Raw genomic sequence first — 22,022 nt, 5'->3', positions numbered from 1 at the left:
ACGGGAAGGCTCAGGCCGCGCCGGCCAGCGCCGCCAGCTCCGCGCGCACCGGGAGGCCCTCGTCGTCGAGCACGAGCTGCAGGGCCGCGCCCGTCGCCCGGTTCACGATGACCGGTGCCAGGAGGTTGACGGTGCTCCCCGCGGCGGCGGGGGTCACGACCACCAGGAGCAGCGCCTCCTCGGGGGTGCGGATGCTCAGCTCGGCCGCGCGGTCGTCCGGCAGCTCGGGCGAGTAGCCGGGGAGGTGGCGCTCGGCGTCGAGGGTGAAGAGCCGGATCTCCGGCCGCTCGGCGGCCGTCAGCGTGTACAGCCCGGCCGCGCCGGCGACGGCGTCGAGGGCGAAGTCGGTGAGCGGCTCCAGCCCGGGCGGCGGAGCGACGAAGCGGATCGCGGTCATCGGAGGAAGTCCATCAGGGTCGGCTGGAGCACGCGGGCGGTGACGGCGATCGCCGTCTGGTAGTTCACGTCCTGGGTCTTGAGGTCGAGGAGCACCTTCGCGAGGTCGACGTCCTCGATGCCGGCGCGCTGGGCCTCCAGGGCGTTGGCGCCGACGGCGAGGGCGTCCTTCGCCTTGTCGATGCGGGTCTGCCGACCGCCGATCTCCGCGTGCTCTCCCACGACCGCCTTCATCCTGTCGTCGATCTGGCCCAGACGCGGCCGGACGTTGACCCCGTTCTGCAGGTCGCTCACGGTGGCGTCGATGAGCGCGAACACCGAGTCGGTGCCGGTCCCGAAGACCGCGGCGCCGTCGGCGTCCACCCGCACCGTCGCGTCCTGGCCGATCCTGCGCTCCACTGTACTTCCCGGCGCTCCCGTGTACGTGTAGTCGGGCTGGAAGGCGACGCCGGCGTCCGAGTTGCCGGCGAAGACCGTGCGGCCGAGGTACGTGGTGTTCGCGAGCGAAAGGAGGCTCTTCTTCAGCCCGTCGAGCTCGGTCGCGATCGACTCCTTCGCCTCGGGCGAGAGGGCGCCGTCGTTCGCGCCCTGCACGGTGAGGTCGCGCACCCGGCGCAGCAGCGTCTCCACCGAGGAGAGTGCGGAGTCCGCGGTGGTGAGCCAGGCGTCGCCGTTGTCCACGTTGCGCTGGTACTGCGCGGTCGCGGCAGCGTCGGAGCGGACCGTGAGCGCGCTCGCCGTGGCCGTCGGGTCGTCCGACGGGCGGTTGAGCAGCTTGCGGCTGGTCGCCTGGTCGTACAGCTGCGCCTGGCGCTGCAGGCTCAGCTGGAGGTTGCGCTGTGCGGTCGCGGTCTGCGTGGCGTTGGTGACACGGGTGAACACGGTTACCTCCCGGCTCCGGTGCGGTTGATGAGCACGTCGAGCGCCTCGTCGATCGCGGACATGACGCGCGAGGCCGCCTGGTAGGCGTGCTGGAACGCGAGCATGTTCATGTTCTCCTCGTCGAGGTCGACGGAGGAGTTGGCGAGCTGCGCGTTGGTGGCCGAGCTCGCCGCGAGGGCGGTCAGGTCGGCCTGCTGCTGCTCGGTCTTGCCCGCCACCCCGATCCGGACGACGAACGCGGTCCACTGCTTGTCGACGGCGTTCGTGCCGGTGCCGAGGTCGGCGATGGCGCCGGCGATGCTGCCGTCCGCTCCCCCGGCTCCCGGCGTCGACGTGGCGATCTGGGCCACCGAGGTCGGGACGACCGAGAGGCCGAGCGCCGCGGGCTTGGTGGGGTCGATGGCGAAGAAGTCCAGTCCGGTGGCGCCCGTGGGGGTCGCGCCGGTGCTGTGGACGGCGTTCACGCGCTGCGCGAGCGTGGCGGCGAACGCGTTGTAGCCGACCGCGGCCTCCGCCAGCACCCCACCGGTGCCGGAGGCGTCGGCCGGGGCGAGCGTGGAGATCGCGCCAGAGATGGAGCCGCCCTCCAGCGCGATCGCGGTGCCGGGACGGTGCGCCCACTCCAGCCGCACGGGGTCGCCGCCGGCGCCGCCCATCGTCTGGGAGCCGACCAGGGTGACCGCGTTGGCCGTGGTGCCCGACACGAGCGCGTTGCCGCCGACCAGCACGTCGACCGTGCCGTCGTCGTTGGGGCGCACGACGCCTCCCGCGAGCTTCGCGATCTGGGTCGTGAGCAGGTCGCGGCGGTCCATGAGCTCGTTGGCGGAGGTGCCGGAGGCGAGCGCCGAGCGGATGCGGCCGTTGAGCTCCGCCACCTCGGTCGCGGCGGTGTTGAGGTCGCTCACCATCCCGCCGGCCTCGGTGCGCAGCGAGCTCCACTGGCTCTCGACGGCCCGGTAGCCCTCGGCCAGCTGGGTGACGAGGGTGCCGGCCTGCCCGAGCAGGACGCCGGCCGGGGCCTGCTCCCCCGCCTGGTTCGAGACGTCGCTCCAGGCGGCCCAGAACTTCTGCAGCGAGGTGGAGATGCCGTTGGCGCCCGGCTCGTGGAGCGAGTCCTCCAGGGTGGAGATGGCGTCGGCCCTGGTGCTGGAGTACCCGGCCAGCGCGGTCGTGCTGCGCACCCGTGCGTCCAGGGCGGCGTCGTCGAGGCGCTGGATGCCGTCGATGCTCACGCCCTGGCCGGGGCGCACTCCCCCGCTGAAGAGCCCGGCGCTGTTGAGCGGGGCGACGCCCGAGGTCGTCACGCGCTGCCGGGTGTACCCGGCGGTGTTCGCGTTGACGAGGTTCTGCCCGACGACGTCGAGGCCCGCCTTGGCGGCGACCAGGCCGGTGTACGCGGTGTTCAGGCCGCTGAAGGTGCTCATCCCTGCTCCTGCTATGCCTCGGTGTCGAACAGTCGGGCGCCCGAGTCGCCGGAGCGGCTCTCGCCGCCCGCGCCGTAGACGCCCGCGTCGGACGGGCCGCCTGCCAGGCCGCTCAGCGTCTCCTGGGTCGACCGGGCCGCCTCGCGGAGCAGACGCTCGTTGGTGTCGCGCACCTCGGCGATTTGGCCCGTCAGCTCGGTCATCGCCGCCAGGTGCGAGCCGAAGATGTCCGACCAGATGCCGTCGGGTGCGGCGGCGGCGAGCTCGCGGAGGGAGGCGTCGGGGTCGAGCCCCCACTGCTCGGCCAGGGCCGCGGCCTCGACGGTGCGGGCGAGGCCCGCCTCGCGCATGCGCTCCATGACCTGCTCGACCTCGCGCGTCGCGTGCGAGATCCACCGCGACTTGCCTGCGATGAGCAGCAGCTGCTCCTCCTCCAGCTTGAACAGCAGGAGTTCGAGGAGCTCGCGCTCCTTCCAGAGCTGCGCGGAGAGCTCGCTCGCGGCCATGTCGCTACCAACTTCCTCGTGAGTCGATGTGCGCACCTGGTCCCCTCGGGTCGGGGGCGGGAGTCCACCCGCCGATCACTGGGAACCATCGGCACGGCTGGCCTCCACGTTAGGCTCGGCCGGCTGTGGATGTCCTCAGGAGGAACGCCGCGACGGGCGGTTCGTAGCACACGCTCAGTTTGAATATCAGGATTCATGGATGCCCGTTAACTGGGGGTAGGCCCTGCCCCGTAGTGGGGGCAGAACGGGCGCGACGCCCCCGTCGGACCGTTGTTACCGTGAACACGGATAGACCTCCTAGCATCCCGTTCGGCACCCGAAGTAAGCCCGAGCGTCCAGCACCGCCGAGCGCGGCGGCCTCCCGACCCCACCGGGATCCGGCCGCGCCCGTCCGATGAATAGAGGGTCGAACGCGTGAACCGGAACGATCGAAACACGCTCGTCGTCGAGAACCTGCCACTGGTCGGGTACCTCGTCTCCGACCTGTGCGCCCGCGCGACGCACCTGTCGCGCGACGACCTGGCCTCGGCCGGCGCCGTCGCCCTGGTCATGGCCGCCGATGCCTACGACGCGTCCACCGGGGTCCCCTTCGGCGCCTACGCCCGCACCAGGATCGTCGGCGCGCTCGCCGACGAGCTGCGCGCAGGCGACTGGGCCACCCGCTCCGCCCGCAAGCGGATCAAGGCCACCCTCGCCGTGCAGGAGAGCCTGACGGCGGCGCTCGGCCGCACCCCCACGGTCGACGAGATCGCGACCGCGCTCGGCGTCGACCGCGAGACCGCCGCCGCCGGCCTGGCCGACGCCTCCCGCTCGGTCACCGCCCTCGACGAGACCATCGAGCCGCTGCTGGTCTCGGAGACGCCCGGACCGGAGGAGGCGGTGCTGACGAGCGAGCGCACCGCGTACGTGCGCGCCGTGGTCGCCGCCCTGCCCGACCGGATGCGGTCCATCGTCGAGGCCATCTACTTCGACGACCGCACGGTCACCGAGATCGCCGAGGAGCTCGGCATCACCCACTCCGCCGTGTCGCAGCAGCGCTCCGAGGCCATCCGCCTCATGCGCGAGGGCATGGCCACCCACTACGCCGACGAGGGCGACCCCGAGATCATCGAGGCCAAGACGTCGCAGGCCCGCCGCAGCGCCTATCTGGCCCGGCTGGCGCAGCACGCGGTCTCGCACCTCGGGGCGCCGCTCTCGCCCTCCTCGCCCACCTCGGCGCGAGCATCCTGATCGTCCCCTAACGGGTCGCCGCCGGCGGCCGATAGGGGCACTTGCGGACCACGGACGGGCCGCGAACCACCCACCCAGTCATGGAGGAAACATCATGGGTATGCAGATCAACACCAACATCGCGGCCAACAACGCCTACCGCAACCTGAACAACACGCAGAGCGACCTCTCGAAGTCGCTCGAGAAGCTGTCCAGCGGCCTCCGCATCAACCGTGCGGCGGACGACGCGGCGGGTCTGGCCATCTCGGAGGGCCTGAAGTCGCAGGTCGGCGGTCTCACCGTCGCCGCCCGCAACGCTCAGGACGGCATCAGCGTCGTGCAGACCGCTGAAGGTTCGCTCACCGAGGTCCACTCCATCCTGCAGCGCATGCGCGACCTGGCGGTCCAGGGTGGTAACGACTCCAACTCGACCGACTCGCGTGACGCGATCCAGAACGAGGCCGACGAGCTCAGCAAGGAGCTCTACCGCGTCACCAACGGCACCAACTTCAACGGCATCGACCTGCTCAAGGGCGGGACGCTGACGTTCCAGGTCGGCGCCGGCGACACCGACAACGACTCGATCACGGTGAACCTCGCCAACGTGGGCACCGCGGTCGGCGGCCTCGCGTCCGCCGACGGCACCGCCGCCGGCACGGTCTTCGACGTGACCGACAACACCGCGGCCAAGGCCACCATCACGGCCCTCGACACCGCCATCACGTCGATCTCGACCGCTCGTGCCGAGCTCGGTGCCTCGCAGAACCGCCTGGAGTCGGCGTCGCGCAGCCTCGCCGTCTCGAAGGAGAACCTGTCGGCCGCGTCGAGCCGCATCACCGACACCGACATGGCCGAGGAGATGGTGAAGTACACCCGCTCCAACATCCTGTCGCAGGCCGGTACCGCCATGCTCGCCCAGGCCAACCAGGGCAACCAGGGCGTGCTGCAGCTCCTCCGCTAGCAGCGACGACGGCCGGGGCGCGCTCCACCAGGGCGCACCCGGGCCGTCAGCACCACCACCGCACCACCCGTACAGCGCACCACCATCCCGGAGCAGGAGGAGGACCACCGCATGGGCTTGGCGATCGACGGCCTCATCAGCGGTCTCCAGACGACCGACCTCATCAACTCGCTCATGGCCGCTGAGGCCGTGCCGCAGACGCTGCTGAAGAACAAGGTCACCGACTCCCAGAGCTTCATCACGGCCCTCCAGGCGCTCAACACCAAGATCGCCGCGCTCGCCACCTCGGCCGCCGCGCTCGCGAAGCCGGAGGGCACCGACCTCCACACCGCGACCTCCAGCTCCACCAGCGTCACAGCGACGGCCGGGCCCGGTGCGGTCGACGGCGCCATCGACTTCACCGTCGACAAGCTGGCCCAGTCGCAGGTCATCGTCACCGGTCCCCTCACCGAGTGGCCGGACCAGCCGCCGACCCTCACGTTCGTCGCCGCCGACGGCACCGTGAAGCAGGTCACGGCCACCAGCTCCTCGCTCGCCGACGTCGCCGCGGCGATCAACAAGGCCGGCGTGGGCGTCAGCGCGACCCGCGTCGCGGCCGGACTCGACCCCGCCACCGGACAGCCCGTGTACCGCCTGCAGCTCAGCTCGGCGAAGACGGGCTCGGAGGGCGCCTTCACGGTCTACCGCGGCAGCTCGGCCGACGTCACGGCGGGCACCGCGACCAACCTCCTCGCCGACCCGGGCTCGGTCCAGGTGCGGCAGGCGCAGGACGCCGAGGTCACCCTGTGGGCCGGCACCGCCGCCGCGCAGAAGGTCACCAGCTCGACCAACTCGTTCGCCGACGTGCTGCCCGGCGTCAGCCTGACGGTCAGCGCACTGACGACCGAACCGGTCACCCTGACCGTCGGCCGCAACGACACGGCGATCTCGGACGCCGCCAAGTCGCTCATCACGGGCGTCAACGACATCCTGACGATGATCGCGCAGAAGCAGGCGGTCTCGACCACGACGAACTCGACCGGTGGCACCGTCGTCACGGGCGGCGTCTTCACCGGCGAGGCGAGCACGCGGGATGCGAACCAGCGGCTCGTCAGCGCGGTGATCGACCCGATCGACGGGATCTCCCCCTCCACCTACGGCATCAGCATCACCAGCGACGGCGCCGTCACCTTCGACAAGGACAAGTTCGCCGCGGCGATGGCGGCCGACCCCGAGAAGGTGCAGGCGGCGGTCGCGACGGTGGCCCAGCGGGTGGCGGACGCGGCGAAGACCGCGAGCGACCCCTACGACGGCACTCTGACGATGAAGATCAAGGGCGAGCAGTCGACCGTCAAGAGCCTCAACGACCAGATCACCGACTGGGACGGCCGCCTCGCCGACCGGCGCGCCGCCCTGGAGCGGACGTACGCCAACCTCGAGGTGCAGCTCTCGCAGCTGCAGTCCCAGTCGTCCTGGCTCTCCGGCCAGCTCTCCAGCCTCCCGACAGCGAGCGCATCATGACCCTCCTGAACTCCGCGGCCGCCCGCTCGGCCTACAACCGCGACAGCGTGCTCTCGGCGAGCCCCGCCCGCCTGCTGACGATGCTGTACGACCGGCTCGTGCTCGACCTCACCAGGGCGGAGGCGGCCCTGACCGCAGGCGACCAGCCGACCGCCTGGGAGAACCTCAGCCACGCGGACCGCATCGTCGCGGAGCTGGCGTCGACCCTGCGCGTCGACCTCTGGGACGGCGCGGCCGGGCTGCTGGACCTGTACCGCTACGTCGCCGACTTGATCGCCTCGGCCAGCCTGGACCGGGATGCGGCGAAGGCCCGCGAGGCGCTGACGCTCGTCGAGCCGCTGCGCGACGCCTGGCACGAGGCCGCTGCCCAGGTGCCCGCCGCCGGCGCGGTGCGGTCCGGCGGTGCGCGTGCGTACGCAGCGGGTGCCGGCGACCTCGGAGGCGACCTCGGAGGCGACCTCGGTGTCGCCTGACGCGGCCGTCGACCCGGCCGTCGCCGCCTGGACGGAGGCGCTGGAGCGTCTCGAGTCCGCCCTGCGGGAGGCGCTCGCCGGACCGGACACCGAGCTGATGCCGTGGACTCCCCCGGCCGGAATCGGCCCGCTGCCCGAGGAGCTGCGCGAGCGCGCGGTCCGGGTCCTGGAGGCGCAGCGGCACACCCTCCGGCACCTGGAGGACGTGCGGCAGACCACCGCGCGGCACCTCTCCGCGGTGCGATCCGTCCCCCGCGACGGGTCAGGACGGGCCCCGGTGTACTTCGATCTCGTCGGCTGACCGACGCCCGCCTGCGCGAATCGGATGATCGCGTTCGGCGTTCGCGCGCCGTTCAACGCCCGTTCAATGCGCGGGGGTCGACCGACGGGTCTGCGCGCCTCGGCCCTCCACCGGTTCTCCACCTGTGGATAACTCTGGGGACAACCCGTGGATGGATGGCTCACGGGTGTGGAGGACACGCGCGAGATGTGTGGACACTCAGGTTGCCCTCAGCAATGAATCGCCGTCTGATCAGCACATTCGCGCCAAAACTGAGCGCTTCGAACGGGTCTTCGAAATCACACGCATGTAATTCACACGCACTCTCGACCTGTGGATGAAGCTGTGGGGGAGTGCTGCCGGACGATGAGTAATCCACAGGAAATGCGCGTCCCCCGAACATGGGGCGGAAAGCGCGGCTAACGGCTGCGGGAGAGCGGCCGATAGAGCGGTTCGAGCACGGATCGCTCGCCGACCAGGCCACGGATGGGCCGCCCCACGACCACCGATGGAGTGCAGCAGTGCTCGAATCCGTGACCGGCGCCGCCCTGTCGAGCGCCCTCGACGGCCTCGCCGCGCGACAGCGCGCGATCGCCAACAACATCGCGAACGTCAACACCCCGGGCTACACGGCCGAGCGGGTGTCCTTCGAGGACGCGCTCGCCGCGTCCGTCGCCCGCGGCGACGGCCGCACCACCGCCACGACCGAGCGGTCGCTGGAGCCGACGCGCCTCGACGGCAACAACGTGAACCTCGACACCGAGACCCTGTCGAACATCGACACCGTGCTGCGCTTCCAGTTCGCCTCGCAGGCGGCAGGCGGCCAGTTCTCGGCGATCCGCGCCGCCCTGAAGACGAGCTAGCAGGAGACGACCATGACGTTCGACGCGATCGGGATCGCGGGCACGGGGCTCACCCTGCACCGCAAGTGGCTGGACGCCGTCTCGGACAACCTCGCCAACATCAACACCGCGAAGCCGACCGACGGCGCGGCGTTCCAAGCCCGGTACATCGTCGCCCAGGAGGGCGCCGGCGTCTCGGGCGCCTATGTCGCGGGCGCCGAGTACGGCAGCGCCGAGGGCCGGATGGTCTACGAGCCGGACAACCCGCTCGCCGACGAGCAGGGCTACGTGCGCTACCCCGACATCGACATGGCGGAGCAGATGGGCGCGCTGATCATGGCGCAGCGCGGCTACCAGGCCAACGCGTCCGTGGTCGACCGCGCCAAGGAGACCTACCAGGCGGCCCTCGAGATCGGGAGGAACTGATGCCCATTCCGGCGATCGGCGGCGTCGGCGGCATCGACGCGACCACCTCGGCGGTCTCCGCGGCGTCCGGGGCGTCCGGCACCGGGGGAGCGGCGTTCGGCGACGCGCTCACGGGTGCAATCGACAACCTCCAGCAGCTGCAGGGGGAGAAGGACACCCTGGCGATCCAGGCCGTGACGGGGGACCTGGATGACATCCACCAGGCGACCCTCGCCTCCACCCGGGCCCAGGTCACCCTCGAGCTCGTCGCCGGCGTGCGCAACAAGGCCGTCGACGCGTTCAACGAGATCATGCGGATGCAGGCCTGATGCCCCAGCAGGTGACGAGCTTCTTCCGCCGGCTCGGCGACACGATCCGCGGGTTCTCGATCGCGCAGCGCGTGATCGCGATCATCGGCGTGGCCGTCGTGGCGCTCGGCGTGACGGGCCTGGCCATGTGGGCCTCCCAGCCGTCGTACACGCCGCTGTTCTCGGGCCTCCAGGCCTCCGACGCCTCGGCGATCGTGGACCAGCTGCGCACCGACGGCGTGCCGTACCAGCTGACCGACGGCGGCTCCACCATCCTCGTGCCGCAGCAGAAGGTGTACGACGAGCGGCTGAAGGCGGCCTCGGCCGGCCTGCCGACGTCGACCAGCGACGGGTACTCGCTGCTCGACAAGATGGGCGTCACCTCGTCGGAGTTCCAGCAGTCCGTCACGTACAAGCGGGCGATGGAGGGCGAGCTCGCCAGCACGATCGGCGCGATGAAGGGCGTCAAGACCGCGTCGGTCCGGCTCGCCATCCCCGAGGAGACCGTCTTCTCGGAGGAGAAGAAGGACCCGACCGCCTCCGTCTTCGTCGAGACGCAGAACGGCGTCTCCCTCAGCAGCGACCAGGTGCAGGCGATCGTCCACCTCACCAGCGCGGCCGTCACGGACATGAAGCCGACGGACGTCGCCGTGGTCGACGCCGACGGGACGGTGCTCAGCGCGGTCGGCTCCGGCGCGACCGGGGGAGCGGACAAGCAGGCATCCGACTACGAGAGCCGGGTGAAGAACGCGGTCCAGCAGATGCTGGACAAGGTCGTCGGCCCCGGCAACGCGACGGTCGCCGTCGCCGCCGACGTCAGCTCCGAGTCGGCGCAGCGGACCGAGGAGTCGTTCACGACGCCCGAGAACGCCCCCTCGCTCAGCGAGTCGTCGCAGACCGAGACCTACACCGGCACCGGCGGCCAGGGCGCGACCGGTGTGCTCGGACCCGACAACATCGCGGTCCCCAACGGCACCAACGGCAACGGCAGCTTCAGCTCGTCGTCGACGACCAAGGACAACGCGGTCGACAAGGTGACGGAGCAGCGCACCATCCCGGCCGGGGCGATCAACCGGCAGACCGTCTCGGTGGCGCTCAACTCCGACGCCATCGGCGACGTGAGCGCGAACGAGATCCGCAACCTCGTCACCAATGCCGCCGGCATCGACACCGCGCGCGGCGACGCGGTCACCGTCGCGATGGTGCCCTTCAGCACCACGGGGGCGGACGAGGCGGCCAAGGCCCTCCAGGAGGCGCGCGACGCGGCGGCCGCGGACCAGCTGACCGGCATCATCCGCACCTCGGTGATCGCGGCGGCCGTCCTCGCGGCGGCGATCATCGCCTTCATCCTGTTCCGCAGGAGCCGTCGCCGCGCCGCCGAGCAGGCCGCGCTGGAGCAGGAGGCGGCGCAGACCCTCCAGCTCGACGCCGCCGCGTTCCCGATCGCGCTGGAGCAGCCGGCGCCGCCGACCGTGCCGATGCAGCTCGACCCGGTGCCCGATCCGACCGCCCCCGAGGTGGAGGCCGACCGTCGCCGCGCTGAGATCGAGGCGCTCGCCGAGCGCGACCCGCAGCGGACGGCCGAGTTCCTGCGCAGCCTGATGGACGACCGGGCGGGCGTATGACCGACATCCGGAACCAGAGCCAGCTGAGCGGCCCGCAGAAGGTCGCGATCGTGCTGATGAACATGGACCAGCAGCGCGCGGCCCAGGTGATGAAGCAGTTCTCGGATGAGGAGGCCGACGAGATCACGGCCGAGATCCTCCGGCTGCGCCGCGTCGATCCGACCATCGCCGAGAAGGCGCTCAACGAGTTCCACGACCTCGCCACCCGCGGGAATGTGGGCGCGCGGGGCGGTCGCGACATCGCCGTGGGGCTGCTGGAGGCGTCCTTCGGCGCCGAGCGGGCGACCGGCGTGCTCAACCGGGTCGCGTCGAGCATGGCGGGCAAGCAGTTCGAGTTCCTCGACGCGGTCGAGCCGTCGCAGGTGCAGATGCTGCTCGCGGGGGAGCTGCCGCAGACGAGCGCGCTCGTGCTGGCGCACCTGCGCGCCGACCACGCGTCGCGCATCCTCAGCGGCCTGGACGAGGAGACGCGGACCGAGGTCGCGCACGCCATCGCCACGATGGGCTCGCCGAGCCCGGATGCGGTGCGGGTCGTCGCCGACACGCTCAAGCAGCGTGCCGGCGCGGTCGTCGCGGCGCGCACGTCCACCGACTCGGTCGGCGGCGTGCAGCCCTTGGTCGACATCATCAACCGCGCCGACGCCTCCACCGAGAAGGCGCTGCTGGAGTCCCTGGAGCGCCGCGACCCGGAGCTCGCCGAGGAGGTGCGCTCGCGCATGCTGACCTTCGAGGACATCGTCCGGCTGGAGGCGCGCGACGTGCAGCAGGTCCTCCGCGGCGTCGACGCGGCCGTGCTCGCGGTGGCGATGAAGGGCGCGCCGGCCGCGGTGGAGCAGGTCATCGTCGGCAACCTGTCGGAGCGCAACCGGGAGATCCTGGCCGACGAGGTCCGCATCCTCGGCCCGGTCCGGCTGTCGCAGGTCGAGGATGCGCGCGCGGCGATCGTCCGGGCGATCCGCGATCTGGAGGCCACCGGCGCCATCACCGTCCAGCGCGGCGACGAGGACGCATATGTCGAATGAGGTCACCTTCTCTCCGCTGACCGTCCCGGTGCTCGCCGAGACGGAGCAGGAGCATGCCGCGCTCGAGGCGGCGCGGGCGCGCGGTTTCGCGGCGGGGTACGCCGAGGGCCGCCGCGTCGCCGCGGACGAGCAGGCCGAGTGGCTGGCACGCGCGGATCAGCAGCGGGCCGCCGAGGATGCGGCGGCCCGGGAGCGCGTCGCCCTGCTCGCGCGGGCGCTCCGCACGGCGGCGGCCGCGGTCGGCGAGGCGACGGTCCCGGTGCTCGAGGATGCGGAGGAGGCGCTCGTCGCCGCCTCGTTCGAGCTGGCGGAGGCCGTCGTCGGCGTGGCGCTCGGCGATCGCGTGGCGGCCGCGCGAGCCGCCGTGACGCGCGTCCTCGACGCCGCGGCGGCGGACAGCCGTGCCGGGATCGTCGCGAACGTCCGCATGCACCCGGCGGACGTCGCCGCGCTGGCGGGGGAGGACCTCGGCGTCCGCCTCGTCGCGGACCCCGCGCTGGCGCCGGGCGACGCGACCGGCGACCTGCCGGACGGCTGGCTCGACGCCCGCATCGGTACGGCGCTGGCGCGGGCGAAGGAGGCACTGTCGTGAGCGCGCCGACCGCGACCGCGACCCGCATCTCGCGCTGGCAGGCGGCGGTGCGCGCGGCCGGCGTCGAGCGGGTCGGCCGGGTGACGGCCGTCGTCGGCCTCGGCGCCGAGATCGAGGGCGTGCCGGCGGCGATCGGCGACCTGGTGGTCATCGGGGAGGGGCCGGGCGTGTACGCGGAGGTCGTGGCGACCACGGCCTCCACCGTCCGCGTCATGCCGTACGGGAGGCTGACGGGTGTCGCCGCCGGGGATGCGGTGCGCGCGGTGCGCGCGCCCCTGCTGGTCCCGACCGGTCGCGGCCTGCTCGGCCGCGTGATCGACGCCCTGGGCCGGCCGGTCGATGGCCGCGGGCCCATCGAGCCGGACGGGTTCGTGCCGCTGGACAACCGCGCGCCCGACGCGATGCGTCGTGCGCGCATCCTGCAGCCCCTCGGCCTCGGCGTGCGGGTGCTCGATACGATGACGGCCGTCGGCCGCGGTCAGCGGCTCGGGCTCTTCGCCGGGTCGGGCGTCGGCAAGTCGTCCCTGCTGTCGATGATCGCGCGCGGCACCGAGGCCGACGTCTCGGTGATCGCACTGGTGGGGGAGCGGGGCCGCGAGGTTCGGGAGTTCCTCGAGGACGATCTCGGGGCGGCGGGTCTCGCGCGCTCGATCGTGGTCGTGGCGACCTCGGACGAGCCCGCCGTGATGCGCCTGCGCGCCGCCTTCGCCGCCACGCGGATCGCGGAGTCGTTCCGCGACGAGGGCGCCGACGTCGTCCTCATGATGGACTCGCTCACCCGCGTGGCGATGGCACAGCGCGAGATCGGGCTGTCGGCGGGCGAGCCTCCCGCGACCCGGGGCTACCCGCCGTCGACGTTCTCCCTCCTGGCGCAGCTGCTCGAACGCGCCGGAACGGGCGAGCGCGGCTCCATCACCGGTCTCTACACGGTGCTGGTGGACGGCGACGACCACAACGAGCCGATCGCGGACTCGGCGCGCAGCATCCTCGACGGCCACGTCGTGCTCGATCGGAGGCTGTCGGTGATCGGCCACTTCCCATCCGTCGACGTGCTCGGCTCGGTGTCGCGGCTCGCGACGCGGGTGACGACGCCGGAGCAGAAGGCGGCGGCCACGGTGCTCCGCAGCATCCTCGCAGCCAAGGTCGGCGCGCAGGACCTGCTCGACGTCGGCGCGTACAAGCCGGGGACGAACCCGAAGGTGGATGCGGCGGTCGCGCACGAGGAGGCGATCGACACGTTCCTGCGGCAGGGCATCGGCGAGCCGGCGCCGGCCGCGGAGTCGTGGGCGCGTCTGAGCGCCCTGGTCGGGCTGCTCGGCGCAGGCCGGGCGACGGGAGGGGTCTGATGGCACGGGCGTTCGCACTCTCGGGGCTGCTGCGGCTCCGCCAGATCGAGAAGGACCACGCGGCGAGTGACCTCGCCGCCGCCAATGCGCTGCGCCGCGACGCCGTCGACCGGCAGGCGCGCGCGATCGCCGAGCTGCACGCCGTCCCGGCCGACGCCACTGACGCGAGCACGATGTTCGCGCTCGCGGCGGCCAGGGCGTCCAGCCGCAGCATGCTGTCGGACCTGAGCGTGCTGAGCGCGCAGGCCGAGGCCCAGGCGGCGGAGGCGCAGGCGGCGTTCACCGAGGCGAAGAAGCGCGCCGTTGGGCTGGAGAAGCTGGAGGCGCGCCACCGGGCCGAGGTCGCCGCGAGCGATCTGGGCGCCGAGCAGGCGGCCGTGGACGAGATCGCGACCGGCGCGTGGCTGCGCGAGCGGAGCTCGGGAGGGGCGGACGCATGACGATGACGGAGGCGATCGGGCGCATCGCGCAGATCCAGGCGACCATCGCGCAGCTCGACGGGGCGACCGGGGCGACGGCCGCGACGACGACCGCGACCGCGGCGTCCGCCGCTGCCAGGGCTGCGGGCTCCACCGCATCGGCGACGGGTTTCGCCGACGCGCTGACGCAGGCGCTCGGCGCCGCGGGCGCCACGGGCGCCGCGGGCGCCACGGGTGCCGCCGACGCGGGGGCGTCGGCCGGCGGGGTGACGGGGGAGGACGTCGTCGCCGACGCCAAGAAATACCTCGGGGTGCCGTACGTCTTCGGCGGCACGACCTCCGCGGGCATCGACTGCTCCGGCCTGGTGCAGCGGGTCTACAAGGATCTCGGGATCGACGTGCCACGGCTCGTCTCCGGCCAATCGACGGTCGGCACCGAGGTGCCGTCGCTCGCGCAGGCCCAGCCGGGCGACCTCATCGTGACCAACGGGGGCGAGCACATCGTGATCTACGCGGGCGACGGCAAGGTCATCCACGCGCCGAGCGAGGGCAGGAACGTGAGCCTGGTGGACGCGTGGATGGACGACTCCGACATCGTGACCATCCGGCGGGTGGTGCCGCAGGCGTCGGCGCCGGCCGCGGACACCGCGTCGGTGTCGGCGGCGCAGGCGGACGCGTTGCGGACGCTCTTCTCGTCGATGCTGTCGGGCGGCTCGTTCTCGGGAGCGTCGCTGTGAGCCCGGCGGCGGTCGCGGCCGGGCCCGCGGTCGTGGGAGCACTGGGCGCCGGAACGCCGGCGGCGAAGCCCGGCGCGGGCGCGACGGGCGGCGACGCGTTCGCCGCGCTGCTGGAAGGCGCTGCGACGGATGCCGCACTGACGGCCGAGGCGGGGGCGGGCGCTGTTCCGGCCGACGCCGCCACGTCGGCCGGCGGATCGGCGGACGCGGGCGAGGCCTCGTCCGCGACCGATGACGCGGCGGGGGCGACGGATGCGGACGCGGCGGCCGCGCTCGTTCTCGGGGCTGCGCCGGCGCCTGTCGTGGCGCCGGTCGCGACGGCAATGAGCGTTCCTGCTCAGCCGGTTCCGACCGATGCCGCCTCTGCTGCGGCTGACGCGGCGGGAACCGCACAGGCACATTCCCCGAGCGGCATGTCCGTTGCGCCGACCGTGGCGGCTCCGGCGGCGGCCCAGGTGGTCGGTGCGGCGACGCCGGGGCAGGAGGCCGCTATCACGTCGCCGATGAACGTCGCGGTCCCCGCGGTCGCACCGGACACCGCTGTCGCCGCCGCAGCGGCCGCCGGGGAACCGGCAGCCGCCCCGGTGCCGACGCAACCTGCGCGGGCGCCGAAGGCGGAGCCGGGCACAAGGACGACCGGCGACGCGGGCATGCGGAGCACGGCCGAGGCCGTCGCGCCCGCACCAGGCACGGCCGGCCGGCCGGCGACGGTGCCGTCGACGACCCCGATCGTCGACCGCCAGTCCTCCGATGCCGCGTATATGCCGGTGACGGCATCCGCTGGCGGCGCCGGCGCCGACTCCCGTCGCCCCGAGTCCCTCCCGTCCCCGGCGCAGCCCGCCGCGGCACCGGCGCCGGCCGCTCCCGTCGTCGCACCGCAGCCTCCCGCGGCGACCGCACCCGCTGCTCCTGCGGCACCGGCTGCCCCGACCGCGCCGCCGCACTCGGCGACCCCGACGCTCGATGCGCAACTCGCCCGCCCGGTCTTCACCCTCGCGACCGCGGGCAGGGGCGAGCACGTCATGACCGTGCACGTCACCCCCGACACCCTGGGCCCGGTGACCGTGCGCGCCCACGTCGGGACAGAGGGCGTGCGCGTCGAGCTGTTCGCGCCGACCGACGCCGGGCGGGATGCGCTGCGCGCGATCCTCCCCGACCTCCGCCGCGACTTCGGCGGCAGCGGGCTCAGCGGCTCGCTCGACCTGTCGTCGCAGAACCAGCCGGCGCCCCAGCAGGACGCGCAGGAGCGGCGCCCGTCCGCCTTCGGAACGGGCGAGCAGCAGGGCGACGGAGCCCGCGCCCGCGAGCGTCAGGCGACCGCAGCCTCCCCCATCCCCGTGCCCGGCGCCGCCGGCCACTCCATCGACCTGATCGTCTGACACCACAGAGAAGGGAGCCGCCATGGTCGACGCCGTCACCGGGACCGACACCGTCGGAGCCACCGGGATCTACACGACGCAGCCCACCCGCGTGCCCAAGCAGACCCTCGACAGCGAGGCGTTCATGCAGCTGCTCGTGACCCAGCTGCGCAACCAGGACCCGAGCTCGCCGATGGACACCAACCAGATGATCTCGCAGACCACCCAGCTGGCCGTGATGGAGAAGCTCACCAACATGGACACCACCAGCCAGGAGGCCTTCGCGCTGCAGATGCGTTCGGCCGCGGCCGCGCTCATCGGCCACACCGTCAGCTACCTCGACGCGAACGGCGACACGCAGACCGGGGTCGCCTCGTCCGTCTCGTACGCGGGCGCCGTCCCCGTCGTCACGGTCGGGGACAAGAAGATCAACCTCGACGCCATCCTCGGTGTGGTGCCGGCGGCCGAGACGCCGTCCACCCCCGCGACCACCGCCTGACCTCCCACCGACCAGAAAGGCAGCGCCATGCTCCGCTCGCTCTACTCCGGCATCTCCGGACTCCGCTCGCACCAGACCATGCTCGACGTCACGGGCAACAACATCGCCAACGTCAACACCACCGCCTTCAAGTCGTCGGCGGTCCAGTTCCAGGACACGCTCTCGCAGCTGGTGCAGGGCGCCGGCGCCGCGCAGCCCGAGACCGGCGGCACCAACCCGGCCCAGATCGGCCTCGGCGTGCTCGTGGCCGGCATCTCCACGAACTTCACGCAGGGCGCGGCGCAGGCGACCGGCCGACCGACCGACATGATGATCAACGGCGACGGCTTCTTCGTCGCCAACGTCGGCGGCGAGCTGGTCTACACCCGCGCCGGCTCCTTCGACCCGGACTCGCTGGGCCGCCTGGTCGGTCCGGGCGGCGCGATCCTGCAGGGGTGGAACGCGGTGAACGGCGTCATCCAGGAGGGCGGCGCGCTGACCGACGTCACCATCCCGCTCAAGTCCGTCGCCCCGGCATCCGCGACGACCGGCGCGAACGTGACCGGCAACCTCCCCTCCGACGCCGCCAACGGCACGCAGCTCGTACGCGACATCTCCGTCTACGACGCGGGCGGCGCCGAGCGCAAGCTCACCCTGACCTTCACCAAGACGGGTGCGGGCTGGGATGTGGCGGGCGTCGACGCGAACGGCGCGACCGCGAACAGCTCGCTCACCTTCACCAACGGCGTCCTGAACGGTCCGGGCACGCTCGCCATCGGCGGCGTGACCGTGGACATGTCGAAGGTGTCCGGCTTCTCCGGCCTCACCACGGTGGCCTTCGGCACGCAGAACGGCCGCGCGGCCGGGACGCTAGAGTCGTTCACGCTGTCGAAGGACGGCACGATCGTCGGGCTCTTCTCGAACGGCGACAAGCAGGCCGTGGCCCGCATCGCCCTGGCGACCTTCGTCAACCCGGGCGGCCTGGAGAAGGCGGGCGGCTCGACCTACCGCGCGACGGTGAACTCCGGCGTGGCCCAGATCGGCGGCCCGGGCGAGGACGGCCTCGGCAACATCCAGGGCGGCTCCCTCGAGATGTCGAACGTCGACCTCTCGCAGGAGTTCACCAACCTGATCGTGGCGCAGCGCGGCTTCCAGGCGAACGCCCGCATCATCACGACCTCGGACGAGGTGCTGCAGGAGCTGACGAACCTGAAGCGGTGATCGAGGGCTCTCAGCCGCCTCTTCACCCAGATGTGCACGACGAGGGGCTCCCGGCGGCAACGTCGGGAGCCCCTCGTGGTGCGTGTTCCGCGCTGTTGTTGATACAGCGTTTGCTTTACTATCGGAGCCATGGTGATCATCGCTCCGGCTGCCACCGTCACGCATACGGCTGCGTTGGCCCGCTTCGGCCATGCGCTGTCGGATCCGACGCGGGTCGGCATCCTGCTCGCGCTCCGCGAGGCTCCCGCCTTCCCCTCCGATCTTGCTGACGCCCTGCACGTCTCTCGGCAGGTGATGTCGAATCAGCTGGCCTGTCTGCGCGGGTGCGGGCTGGTCGAGGCGATCCCGGAGGGCCGCCGCACCTGGTATCGACTGGCTGACGGTCACATCGCCCCGGCGCTGGACGAACTGCTTCGAGTGACGTTGTTCGTCGAGCCGGGATGCTGCGCCGGCGAGGAGTGTCACTGCGCATGACCACCGCCCTCGCCGCCGACCGCGTCACCATCCTGCAACGCCGGATCCGCTGGGTCGTCGGCGCGACGATCGGCTACAACCTGATCGAGGCCGTCGTCGCGATCGCCGCGGGCAGCGTCGCCTCCTCCGCGGCGCTGATCGGCTTCGGACTGGACTCGACGATCGAAGTCCTCTCGGCCGCGGCCGTTGCCTGGCAATTCACTCGCCGCGACCCGGAACGCTGGGAGAAGCCCACCCTGCGGGTGATCGCGGTGGCGTTCTTCGCCCTCGCCGCCTACGTGACGGTGAGCGCGCTGGCGACCCTGATCGTTCACGTCGAGGTCCAGCACTCGCCGGTCGGAATCGTCCTCACCGCGCTGAGCGTGGTCGTCATGCCGTTCCTGTCGTTCGCAGAACGACGTGCCGGCCGTGAACTCGGCTCTGCGACCGCCGTCGCCGACTCCAAGCAGACGCTGATCTGCACCTACCTGTCGGCCGCCGTCCTGGTCGGACTGCTGCTGAACAGCCTGTTGGGCTGGTGGTGGGCCGACGCCCTCGCCGGTCTCATCATCGCCGTCTTCGCCGTCCGTGAGGGTGTCGAGGCCTGGAAGGGCGATGCCTGCGCGACGTCCGTCGGGATGCTGCTCGAGGACGACGACCCGCAGTGACCGGAGGGCGCGCCGCCGCTACTGCTGCGTCAGCAGGATGAGGGCGGCGGCCGCGCCCGCGAGGGCCACCACGGCCGCCGCGATCGGCCACAGGCGCGCACGCGCTGCCGTGTGCTCGGCGTCGGGCCAGCTCGAAGCGGTCGGGCTCTGATTCAGGCCGGGATGGCGCGAGTCGGGGTGCCGCGTGCGGTCGTCGTCATCCATCGGTGCCCCCTGCGTTCCGCGGTCGTGTGCGTCCTCCGGTCGGGCCGCCTCGCTACCGCTGCTCCGCCGCGCACGAGTCCATCGTCTCACCCAGGCGCCTCAGCTCGTCGAGCTGGTTCTGCAGCGTCATCCGGTCGCCGTCCACGCCGTGCGCGGCGAGGCAGGTGGAGGTGGTGCCGGTGAGCGCGGCCTGCCAGGTGCGGTCGACGCGGCTGAACTCGCGGGCGTAGCAGTCGGCGTCCGCGCCGGAGTCGGCCGCCGCGCCAGGGACGGCGTAGAAGACGATCGGCGGGGTCCCGCTGACCGGCGCCATCGGGTATCCGGCCTCCGCCATGCAGCCGGCGTAGCGACTGTAGGCGGCGAGGTACTCCTGGTGGGTCACGCGTCCGTCCGCGAGGTCGGCGTCCTGCTGCGCCGACGGGGAGGGCGTCGGCCGGTCGCGCATCCACGACGCCCACGCCAGGATGCGCGCGGTTCCCATGGCCTCCACCGTGACCGTCGCCGGTGCGGTTGCCGATGCCGACAGCTCCAGCACCCGGGGCGCATCAGCGGCGCAGTCGACCGTCGCGGAGTCGCCGGGGACCGACACCTCGACCGAGCCGTTCGCGAAGCACTCCAGGGCGACGACGATGCGGGTCGCACCCGCCGCCGGCTCGCCGAGCCGCAGTCTCGCCGTGCCCCGGGCGTCTTCGACCGCAGGGGAGCCGATCAGGCTGCCGAGGGGCTTCTCCTGCTGCGTGGCCGCGGCGCCCAAACGGTACACCCGGTTCGCCTGGTCCGCGCCCGCGATCGCCGAGGTGGTGATCGCGGCGCCGGTGAGCGCGCCCGCGAGCGCGAAAGCGCCGATCGACAGCGCCCAGCGGCGCCGGCGAGCGGGACGGCGGCGGCCCTCCTGCTCGGCCTTCGCCACGAGCAGGGCGCGCAGTTCCCGGTCCCGGTCGGTGACCATGTCAGAAGTCATGAGATGCCTCTCCGCTGAAGGTGCCGTTCGCCGGCCCGGTGTCGCGCCGCACCTGCTGCGCGAGCCGGGACTTGGCCCGCGAGAGGCGCGATTTCACGGTTCCCGGGGCGACCCCGAGCGCGGTCGCCGCCTCCGCCTCCGAGAAGCCGTGCAGCACGCAGAGGGTGATCACCTGCTGGTCGGCCGTCGAGAGCCTGAGCAGAGCCGCGGAGGCGACGCCGTCGTCGAATGACTCGGCGTGGTCCGGGTGCGGCACCGGTGCCGGAAGCCGGTGGAGGAGCAGGCGATGCCGACGGTGCGACCGCGACATGTTCCTGGCCGTGTTGGTCGCCGTGACGAGGAGCCACGGAAGGAGGGAGCCGTCGACGAAGCGCACGCTCTCGCGCTTGCGCCAGGCCTCGAGGAAGGTGATGGCGACGACATCCTCGGCATCGGAGACGAGGGGCACGAGCCGCAGGCTGTGCCGGCGGACCCGATCGCGATGACGGTCGAACACGCGCCCGAACGCCTCGCCCTCGCCGCTGACGGCCAGCGCCCAGTCGGCTTCATCATCGGAGAGTGCGTTCACGTGAGGGAATGTCCGCGCCGCCGGAATCGGTTCCCTCGCCCCGGACGATCGTGTCGCGTCACACGGTCGCTGCGGAGTACAACGCCGCCGCAGCACCGGTCGCCAAGGCCCAGTACCGGTCGCCGAAGGACCAATGCCACCACTCGGTCGGGTAGTTCACCATCCCCGCGGAGGACAGGGACCGGACCAGCACACGCCGGTTCGCTGCGGCTGCCGCCGTGAGACCGTCGGCATCGGTGTAGCACGCTCCGTGCGACTCCTCCGGGGTCGCATCGACGGGACAGCCCATGTCGAGCTCGAGCCCGTCCTCGGAGCGGAGCGTCAGATCGATCGCGGCCCCGGTCGGGTGCGGCGCGATCTCCGGGGGTGACACGAACCGCGATGTCAGCGCCCGCAACTCGGGGGCGCCGAGATCGGGATGCTCGGCGGCGAGCCGGCTCCTGTAGGTGCGGTAGTAGAGCAGTTGCAGGGACGGCGGACGGTACGCCTCGACGCCGAACAGGGCGAGTCCGGCCGGGAGAGCGGAGGCGGCGTCCGCCAGCCGCTGCGCAACCCCCTCCCGAACGAGCGCGATCGTCGGGTTGGTGGCGCGCTTCCGGTCCGAGAACCGCACGATCCCGGACGCTTCGAGGTCGACCAACGGCTCCGCGGAGTCGAGGGCGGGCAACGAGGCCACGCGCGCATCGCTCATCAACACCGGTTCGAGCACCCGACGAGCATAGCGAGGGCGGGAGGGACGGCCGGCGCCCCGCTCAGCCCGCCGGCGTCAGCTCGGCGACCAATGCCTCCACCCGGCGGCGGATCTCGTCGCGGATGGGGCGGACCTGCTCCAGGGGGAGGCCGGCCGGGTCGGTGAGGTCCCAGTCCTCGTAGCGCTTGCCGGGGAAGACGGGGCACGTATCGCCGCAGCCCATCGTGATGACGACGTCGGACTCCTGCACGGCCTCCGTCGTCAGGATGGCGGGCGTGTTGGCGGCGATGTCGATGCCCTCCTCGGCCATCGCCTGCACCGCGACCGGGTTGAGCCGGTCGGCGGGCTCGGAGCCGGCCGAGAGCACGGCGACCCGGTCGCCGGCGAGCTCGCGCAGGAAGCCGGCCGCCATCTGCGAGCGGCCAGCGTTGTGCACGCAGACGAACAGGACGGCGGGGCGGGAGGTGGTGTCTGTCATCGTTCTCTCTTCGGG

28 protein-coding genes are annotated in these 22,022 nt (G+C 72.4%); 19 read left to right on the top strand and 9 right to left on the bottom strand.

The genetic code is table 11. The features are described from left to right. Positions 1–10: 10 nt before the first annotated feature. Genes fliW through flgN form a run of 4 tightly spaced genes read right to left on the bottom strand, consistent with a single transcriptional unit; the run spans position 11 to position 3,208 of the window. A complete protein-coding gene (fliW, locus tag ACR9ZG_RS04145) occupies positions 11–397 on the bottom strand; it encodes a flagellar assembly protein FliW (protein ID WP_481283561.1) in 387 nt (128 codons plus the stop codon). Next, positions 394–1,278, bottom strand: a complete 885-nt coding sequence (gene flgL / locus ACR9ZG_RS04140; RefSeq protein WP_481283560.1) for a flagellar hook-associated protein FlgL — start codon at positions 1,276–1,278, stop codon at positions 394–396. Before flgL ends, fliW begins: the two co-directional genes overlap by 4 nt. A gap of 2 nt (positions 1,279–1,280) precedes the next feature. Beyond that, complete coding sequence (flgK, locus tag ACR9ZG_RS04135) at positions 1,281–2,702, bottom strand: flagellar hook-associated protein FlgK (RefSeq protein ID WP_481283559.1); 1,422 nt, start codon at positions 2,700–2,702, stop codon at positions 1,281–1,283. A gap of 11 nt (positions 2,703–2,713) precedes the next feature. Next, entirely contained in the window at positions 2,714–3,208 is a 495-nt protein-coding gene (gene flgN, locus ACR9ZG_RS04130) for a flagellar export chaperone FlgN (RefSeq protein WP_481283558.1), read from the bottom strand. A 414-nt stretch (positions 3,209–3,622) separates the two neighbouring features. Between flgN and ACR9ZG_RS04125 the strand changes: the two genes are divergently transcribed. The 19 genes from ACR9ZG_RS04125 (at position 3,623) to ACR9ZG_RS04035 (ending at position 19,105) form a co-directional block, all read left to right on the top strand. After that, a complete protein-coding gene (locus ACR9ZG_RS04125) occupies positions 3,623–4,438 on the top strand; it encodes a sigma-70 family RNA polymerase sigma factor (RefSeq protein ID WP_481283557.1) in 816 nt (271 codons plus the stop codon). A 94-nt stretch (positions 4,439–4,532) separates the two neighbouring features. Further along, positions 4,533–5,378, top strand: a complete 846-nt coding sequence (locus ACR9ZG_RS04120; RefSeq protein ID WP_481283556.1) for a flagellin N-terminal helical domain-containing protein — start codon at positions 4,533–4,535, stop codon at positions 5,376–5,378. A gap of 111 nt (positions 5,379–5,489) precedes the next feature. Continuing rightward, entirely contained in the window at positions 5,490–6,878 is a 1,389-nt protein-coding gene (gene fliD, locus ACR9ZG_RS04115) for a flagellar filament capping protein FliD (protein ID WP_481283555.1), read from the top strand. Next, positions 6,875–7,351, top strand: a complete 477-nt coding sequence (gene fliS / locus ACR9ZG_RS04110) for a flagellar export chaperone FliS (RefSeq protein WP_481283554.1) — start codon at positions 6,875–6,877, stop codon at positions 7,349–7,351. The genes fliD and fliS overlap by 4 nt, the downstream gene beginning before the upstream one ends. Continuing rightward, positions 7,341–7,652 (top strand): hypothetical protein, encoded by a 312-nt coding sequence (locus tag ACR9ZG_RS04105; RefSeq protein ID WP_481283553.1) that lies wholly within the window; start codon positions 7,341–7,343, stop codon positions 7,650–7,652. Before fliS ends, ACR9ZG_RS04105 begins: the two co-directional genes overlap by 11 nt. Positions 7,653–8,152: 500 nt before the next feature. After that, positions 8,153–8,494: a flagellar basal body rod protein FlgB gene (gene flgB / locus ACR9ZG_RS04100; RefSeq protein ID WP_481283552.1), complete on the top strand. Its 342-nt coding sequence runs from the start codon at positions 8,153–8,155 to the stop codon at positions 8,492–8,494. Positions 8,495–8,506: 12 nt separating this feature from the next. Next, positions 8,507–8,899, top strand: a complete 393-nt coding sequence (locus ACR9ZG_RS04095) for a flagellar basal body rod protein FlgC (RefSeq protein WP_481283551.1) — start codon at positions 8,507–8,509, stop codon at positions 8,897–8,899. Further along, complete coding sequence (gene fliE, locus ACR9ZG_RS04090; protein WP_481283550.1) at positions 8,899–9,207, top strand: flagellar hook-basal body complex protein FliE; 309 nt, start codon at positions 8,899–8,901, stop codon at positions 9,205–9,207. The genes ACR9ZG_RS04095 and fliE overlap by 1 nt, the downstream gene beginning before the upstream one ends. Further along, positions 9,207–10,811: a flagellar basal-body MS-ring/collar protein FliF gene (gene fliF / locus ACR9ZG_RS04085; protein ID WP_481283549.1), complete on the top strand. Its 1,605-nt coding sequence runs from the start codon at positions 9,207–9,209 to the stop codon at positions 10,809–10,811. Before fliE ends, fliF begins: the two co-directional genes overlap by 1 nt. Then, on the top strand, positions 10,808–11,833 hold the full coding sequence (fliG, locus tag ACR9ZG_RS04080) for a flagellar motor switch protein FliG (protein ID WP_481283548.1): 1,026 nt from the start codon (positions 10,808–10,810) through the stop codon (positions 11,831–11,833). Before fliF ends, fliG begins: the two co-directional genes overlap by 4 nt. Next, a complete protein-coding gene (locus tag ACR9ZG_RS04075) occupies positions 11,823–12,425 on the top strand; it encodes a FliH/SctL family protein (protein ID WP_481283547.1) in 603 nt (200 codons plus the stop codon). The genes fliG and ACR9ZG_RS04075 overlap by 11 nt, the downstream gene beginning before the upstream one ends. Continuing rightward, entirely contained in the window at positions 12,422–13,771 is a 1,350-nt protein-coding gene (locus ACR9ZG_RS04070) for a FliI/YscN family ATPase (RefSeq protein ID WP_481283546.1), read from the top strand. Before ACR9ZG_RS04075 ends, ACR9ZG_RS04070 begins: the two co-directional genes overlap by 4 nt. Beyond that, positions 13,771–14,211 (top strand): hypothetical protein, encoded by a 441-nt coding sequence (locus ACR9ZG_RS04065; RefSeq protein WP_481283545.1) that lies wholly within the window; start codon positions 13,771–13,773, stop codon positions 14,209–14,211. The genes ACR9ZG_RS04070 and ACR9ZG_RS04065 overlap by 1 nt, the downstream gene beginning before the upstream one ends. Then, the gene (locus ACR9ZG_RS04060) at positions 14,208–14,927 is read left to right on the top strand and encodes a C40 family peptidase (protein WP_481283544.1); all 720 of its coding nucleotides are present in this window, start codon (positions 14,208–14,210) and stop codon (positions 14,925–14,927) included. The genes ACR9ZG_RS04065 and ACR9ZG_RS04060 overlap by 4 nt, the downstream gene beginning before the upstream one ends. Then, positions 14,924–16,306: a flagellar hook-length control protein FliK gene (locus tag ACR9ZG_RS04055; protein ID WP_481283543.1), complete on the top strand. Its 1,383-nt coding sequence runs from the start codon at positions 14,924–14,926 to the stop codon at positions 16,304–16,306. Before ACR9ZG_RS04060 ends, ACR9ZG_RS04055 begins: the two co-directional genes overlap by 4 nt. Positions 16,307–16,328: 22 nt before the next feature. Then, positions 16,329–16,784, top strand: a complete 456-nt coding sequence (locus tag ACR9ZG_RS04050; protein WP_481283542.1) for a flagellar hook capping FlgD N-terminal domain-containing protein — start codon at positions 16,329–16,331, stop codon at positions 16,782–16,784. A gap of 27 nt (positions 16,785–16,811) precedes the next feature. Further along, on the top strand, positions 16,812–17,984 hold the full coding sequence (locus tag ACR9ZG_RS04045) for a flagellar hook protein FlgE (protein ID WP_481283541.1): 1,173 nt from the start codon (positions 16,812–16,814) through the stop codon (positions 17,982–17,984). A gap of 129 nt (positions 17,985–18,113) precedes the next feature. Next, on the top strand, positions 18,114–18,458 hold the full coding sequence (locus ACR9ZG_RS04040) for an ArsR/SmtB family transcription factor (RefSeq protein WP_481283540.1): 345 nt from the start codon (positions 18,114–18,116) through the stop codon (positions 18,456–18,458). Beyond that, positions 18,455–19,105, top strand: a complete 651-nt coding sequence (locus tag ACR9ZG_RS04035) for a cation efflux transmembrane domain-containing protein (protein ID WP_481283539.1) — start codon at positions 18,455–18,457, stop codon at positions 19,103–19,105. Before ACR9ZG_RS04040 ends, ACR9ZG_RS04035 begins: the two co-directional genes overlap by 4 nt. Positions 19,106–19,123: 18 nt before the next feature. Here the strand turns inward: ACR9ZG_RS04035 and ACR9ZG_RS04030 are convergent, their stop codons facing one another. Genes ACR9ZG_RS04030 through ACR9ZG_RS04010 form a run of 5 tightly spaced genes read right to left on the bottom strand, consistent with a single transcriptional unit; the run spans position 19,124 to position 22,007 of the window. After that, positions 19,124–19,309: a hypothetical protein gene (locus tag ACR9ZG_RS04030; RefSeq protein ID WP_481283538.1), complete on the bottom strand. Its 186-nt coding sequence runs from the start codon at positions 19,307–19,309 to the stop codon at positions 19,124–19,126. 52 nt (positions 19,310–19,361) lie between these two features. Further along, positions 19,362–20,270 (bottom strand): hypothetical protein, encoded by a 909-nt coding sequence (locus tag ACR9ZG_RS04025; RefSeq protein ID WP_481283537.1) that lies wholly within the window; start codon positions 20,268–20,270, stop codon positions 19,362–19,364. Continuing rightward, positions 20,260–20,838, bottom strand: coding sequence for an RNA polymerase sigma factor (locus ACR9ZG_RS04020; protein WP_481283536.1), 579 nt, complete (start codon positions 20,836–20,838; stop codon positions 20,260–20,262). The genes ACR9ZG_RS04025 and ACR9ZG_RS04020 overlap by 11 nt, the downstream gene beginning before the upstream one ends. Positions 20,839–20,896: 58 nt before the next feature. Next, positions 20,897–21,547, bottom strand: a complete 651-nt coding sequence (locus ACR9ZG_RS04015) for a M15 family metallopeptidase (RefSeq protein ID WP_481283535.1) — start codon at positions 21,545–21,547, stop codon at positions 20,897–20,899. A 43-nt stretch (positions 21,548–21,590) separates the two neighbouring features. After that, positions 21,591–22,007 carry an arsenate reductase ArsC gene (locus ACR9ZG_RS04010; protein ID WP_481283534.1) on the bottom strand — a complete coding sequence of 139 codons (417 nt, stop codon included), beginning with the start codon at positions 22,005–22,007 and terminating at the stop codon, positions 21,591–21,593. Between the last annotated feature and the right edge of the window lie 15 nt (positions 22,008–22,022).

It is taken from the genome of Leifsonia sp. KNZ12-8B, from assembly GCF_056755495.1.
The sequence above is the reverse complement of the archived record's forward strand: the minus strand, read 5'-3'. Positions and strand labels throughout refer to the sequence as shown.

Coding starts and splice junctions, on each gene's coding strand:
- fliF (WP_481283549.1), top strand. CDS start 9,207: ATGCCCCAGCAGGTGACGAGCTTCTTCCGCCGGCTCGGCGACACGATC.
- flgK (WP_481283559.1), bottom strand. CDS start 2,702: ATGAGCACCTTCAGCGGCCTGAACACCGCGTACACCGGCCTGGTCGCC.
- fliD (WP_481283555.1), top strand. CDS start 5,490: ATGGGCTTGGCGATCGACGGCCTCATCAGCGGTCTCCAGACGACCGAC.
- ACR9ZG_RS04035 (WP_481283539.1), top strand. CDS start 18,455: ATGACCACCGCCCTCGCCGCCGACCGCGTCACCATCCTGCAACGCCGG.
- ACR9ZG_RS04120 (WP_481283556.1), top strand. CDS start 4,533: ATGGGTATGCAGATCAACACCAACATCGCGGCCAACAACGCCTACCGC.
- ACR9ZG_RS04030 (WP_481283538.1), bottom strand. CDS start 19,309: ATGGATGACGACGACCGCACGCGGCACCCCGACTCGCGCCATCCCGGC.
- fliW (WP_481283561.1), bottom strand. CDS start 397: ATGACCGCGATCCGCTTCGTCGCTCCGCCGCCCGGGCTGGAGCCGCTC.
- fliE (WP_481283550.1), top strand. CDS start 8,899: ATGCCCATTCCGGCGATCGGCGGCGTCGGCGGCATCGACGCGACCACC.
- fliG (WP_481283548.1), top strand. CDS start 10,808: ATGACCGACATCCGGAACCAGAGCCAGCTGAGCGGCCCGCAGAAGGTC.
- ACR9ZG_RS04050 (WP_481283542.1), top strand. CDS start 16,329: ATGGTCGACGCCGTCACCGGGACCGACACCGTCGGAGCCACCGGGATC.
- ACR9ZG_RS04045 (WP_481283541.1), top strand. CDS start 16,812: ATGCTCCGCTCGCTCTACTCCGGCATCTCCGGACTCCGCTCGCACCAG.
- ACR9ZG_RS04060 (WP_481283544.1), top strand. CDS start 14,208: ATGACGATGACGGAGGCGATCGGGCGCATCGCGCAGATCCAGGCGACC.
- flgN (WP_481283558.1), bottom strand. CDS start 3,208: ATGGCCGCGAGCGAGCTCTCCGCGCAGCTCTGGAAGGAGCGCGAGCTC.
- ACR9ZG_RS04095 (WP_481283551.1), top strand. CDS start 8,507: ATGACGTTCGACGCGATCGGGATCGCGGGCACGGGGCTCACCCTGCAC.
- ACR9ZG_RS04075 (WP_481283547.1), top strand. CDS start 11,823: ATGTCGAATGAGGTCACCTTCTCTCCGCTGACCGTCCCGGTGCTCGCC.
- ACR9ZG_RS04025 (WP_481283537.1), bottom strand. CDS start 20,270: ATGACTTCTGACATGGTCACCGACCGGGACCGGGAACTGCGCGCCCTG.
- ACR9ZG_RS04065 (WP_481283545.1), top strand. CDS start 13,771: ATGGCACGGGCGTTCGCACTCTCGGGGCTGCTGCGGCTCCGCCAGATC.
- ACR9ZG_RS04010 (WP_481283534.1), bottom strand. CDS start 22,007: ATGACAGACACCACCTCCCGCCCCGCCGTCCTGTTCGTCTGCGTGCAC.
- fliS (WP_481283554.1), top strand. CDS start 6,875: ATGACCCTCCTGAACTCCGCGGCCGCCCGCTCGGCCTACAACCGCGAC.
- ACR9ZG_RS04040 (WP_481283540.1), top strand. CDS start 18,114: ATGGTGATCATCGCTCCGGCTGCCACCGTCACGCATACGGCTGCGTTG.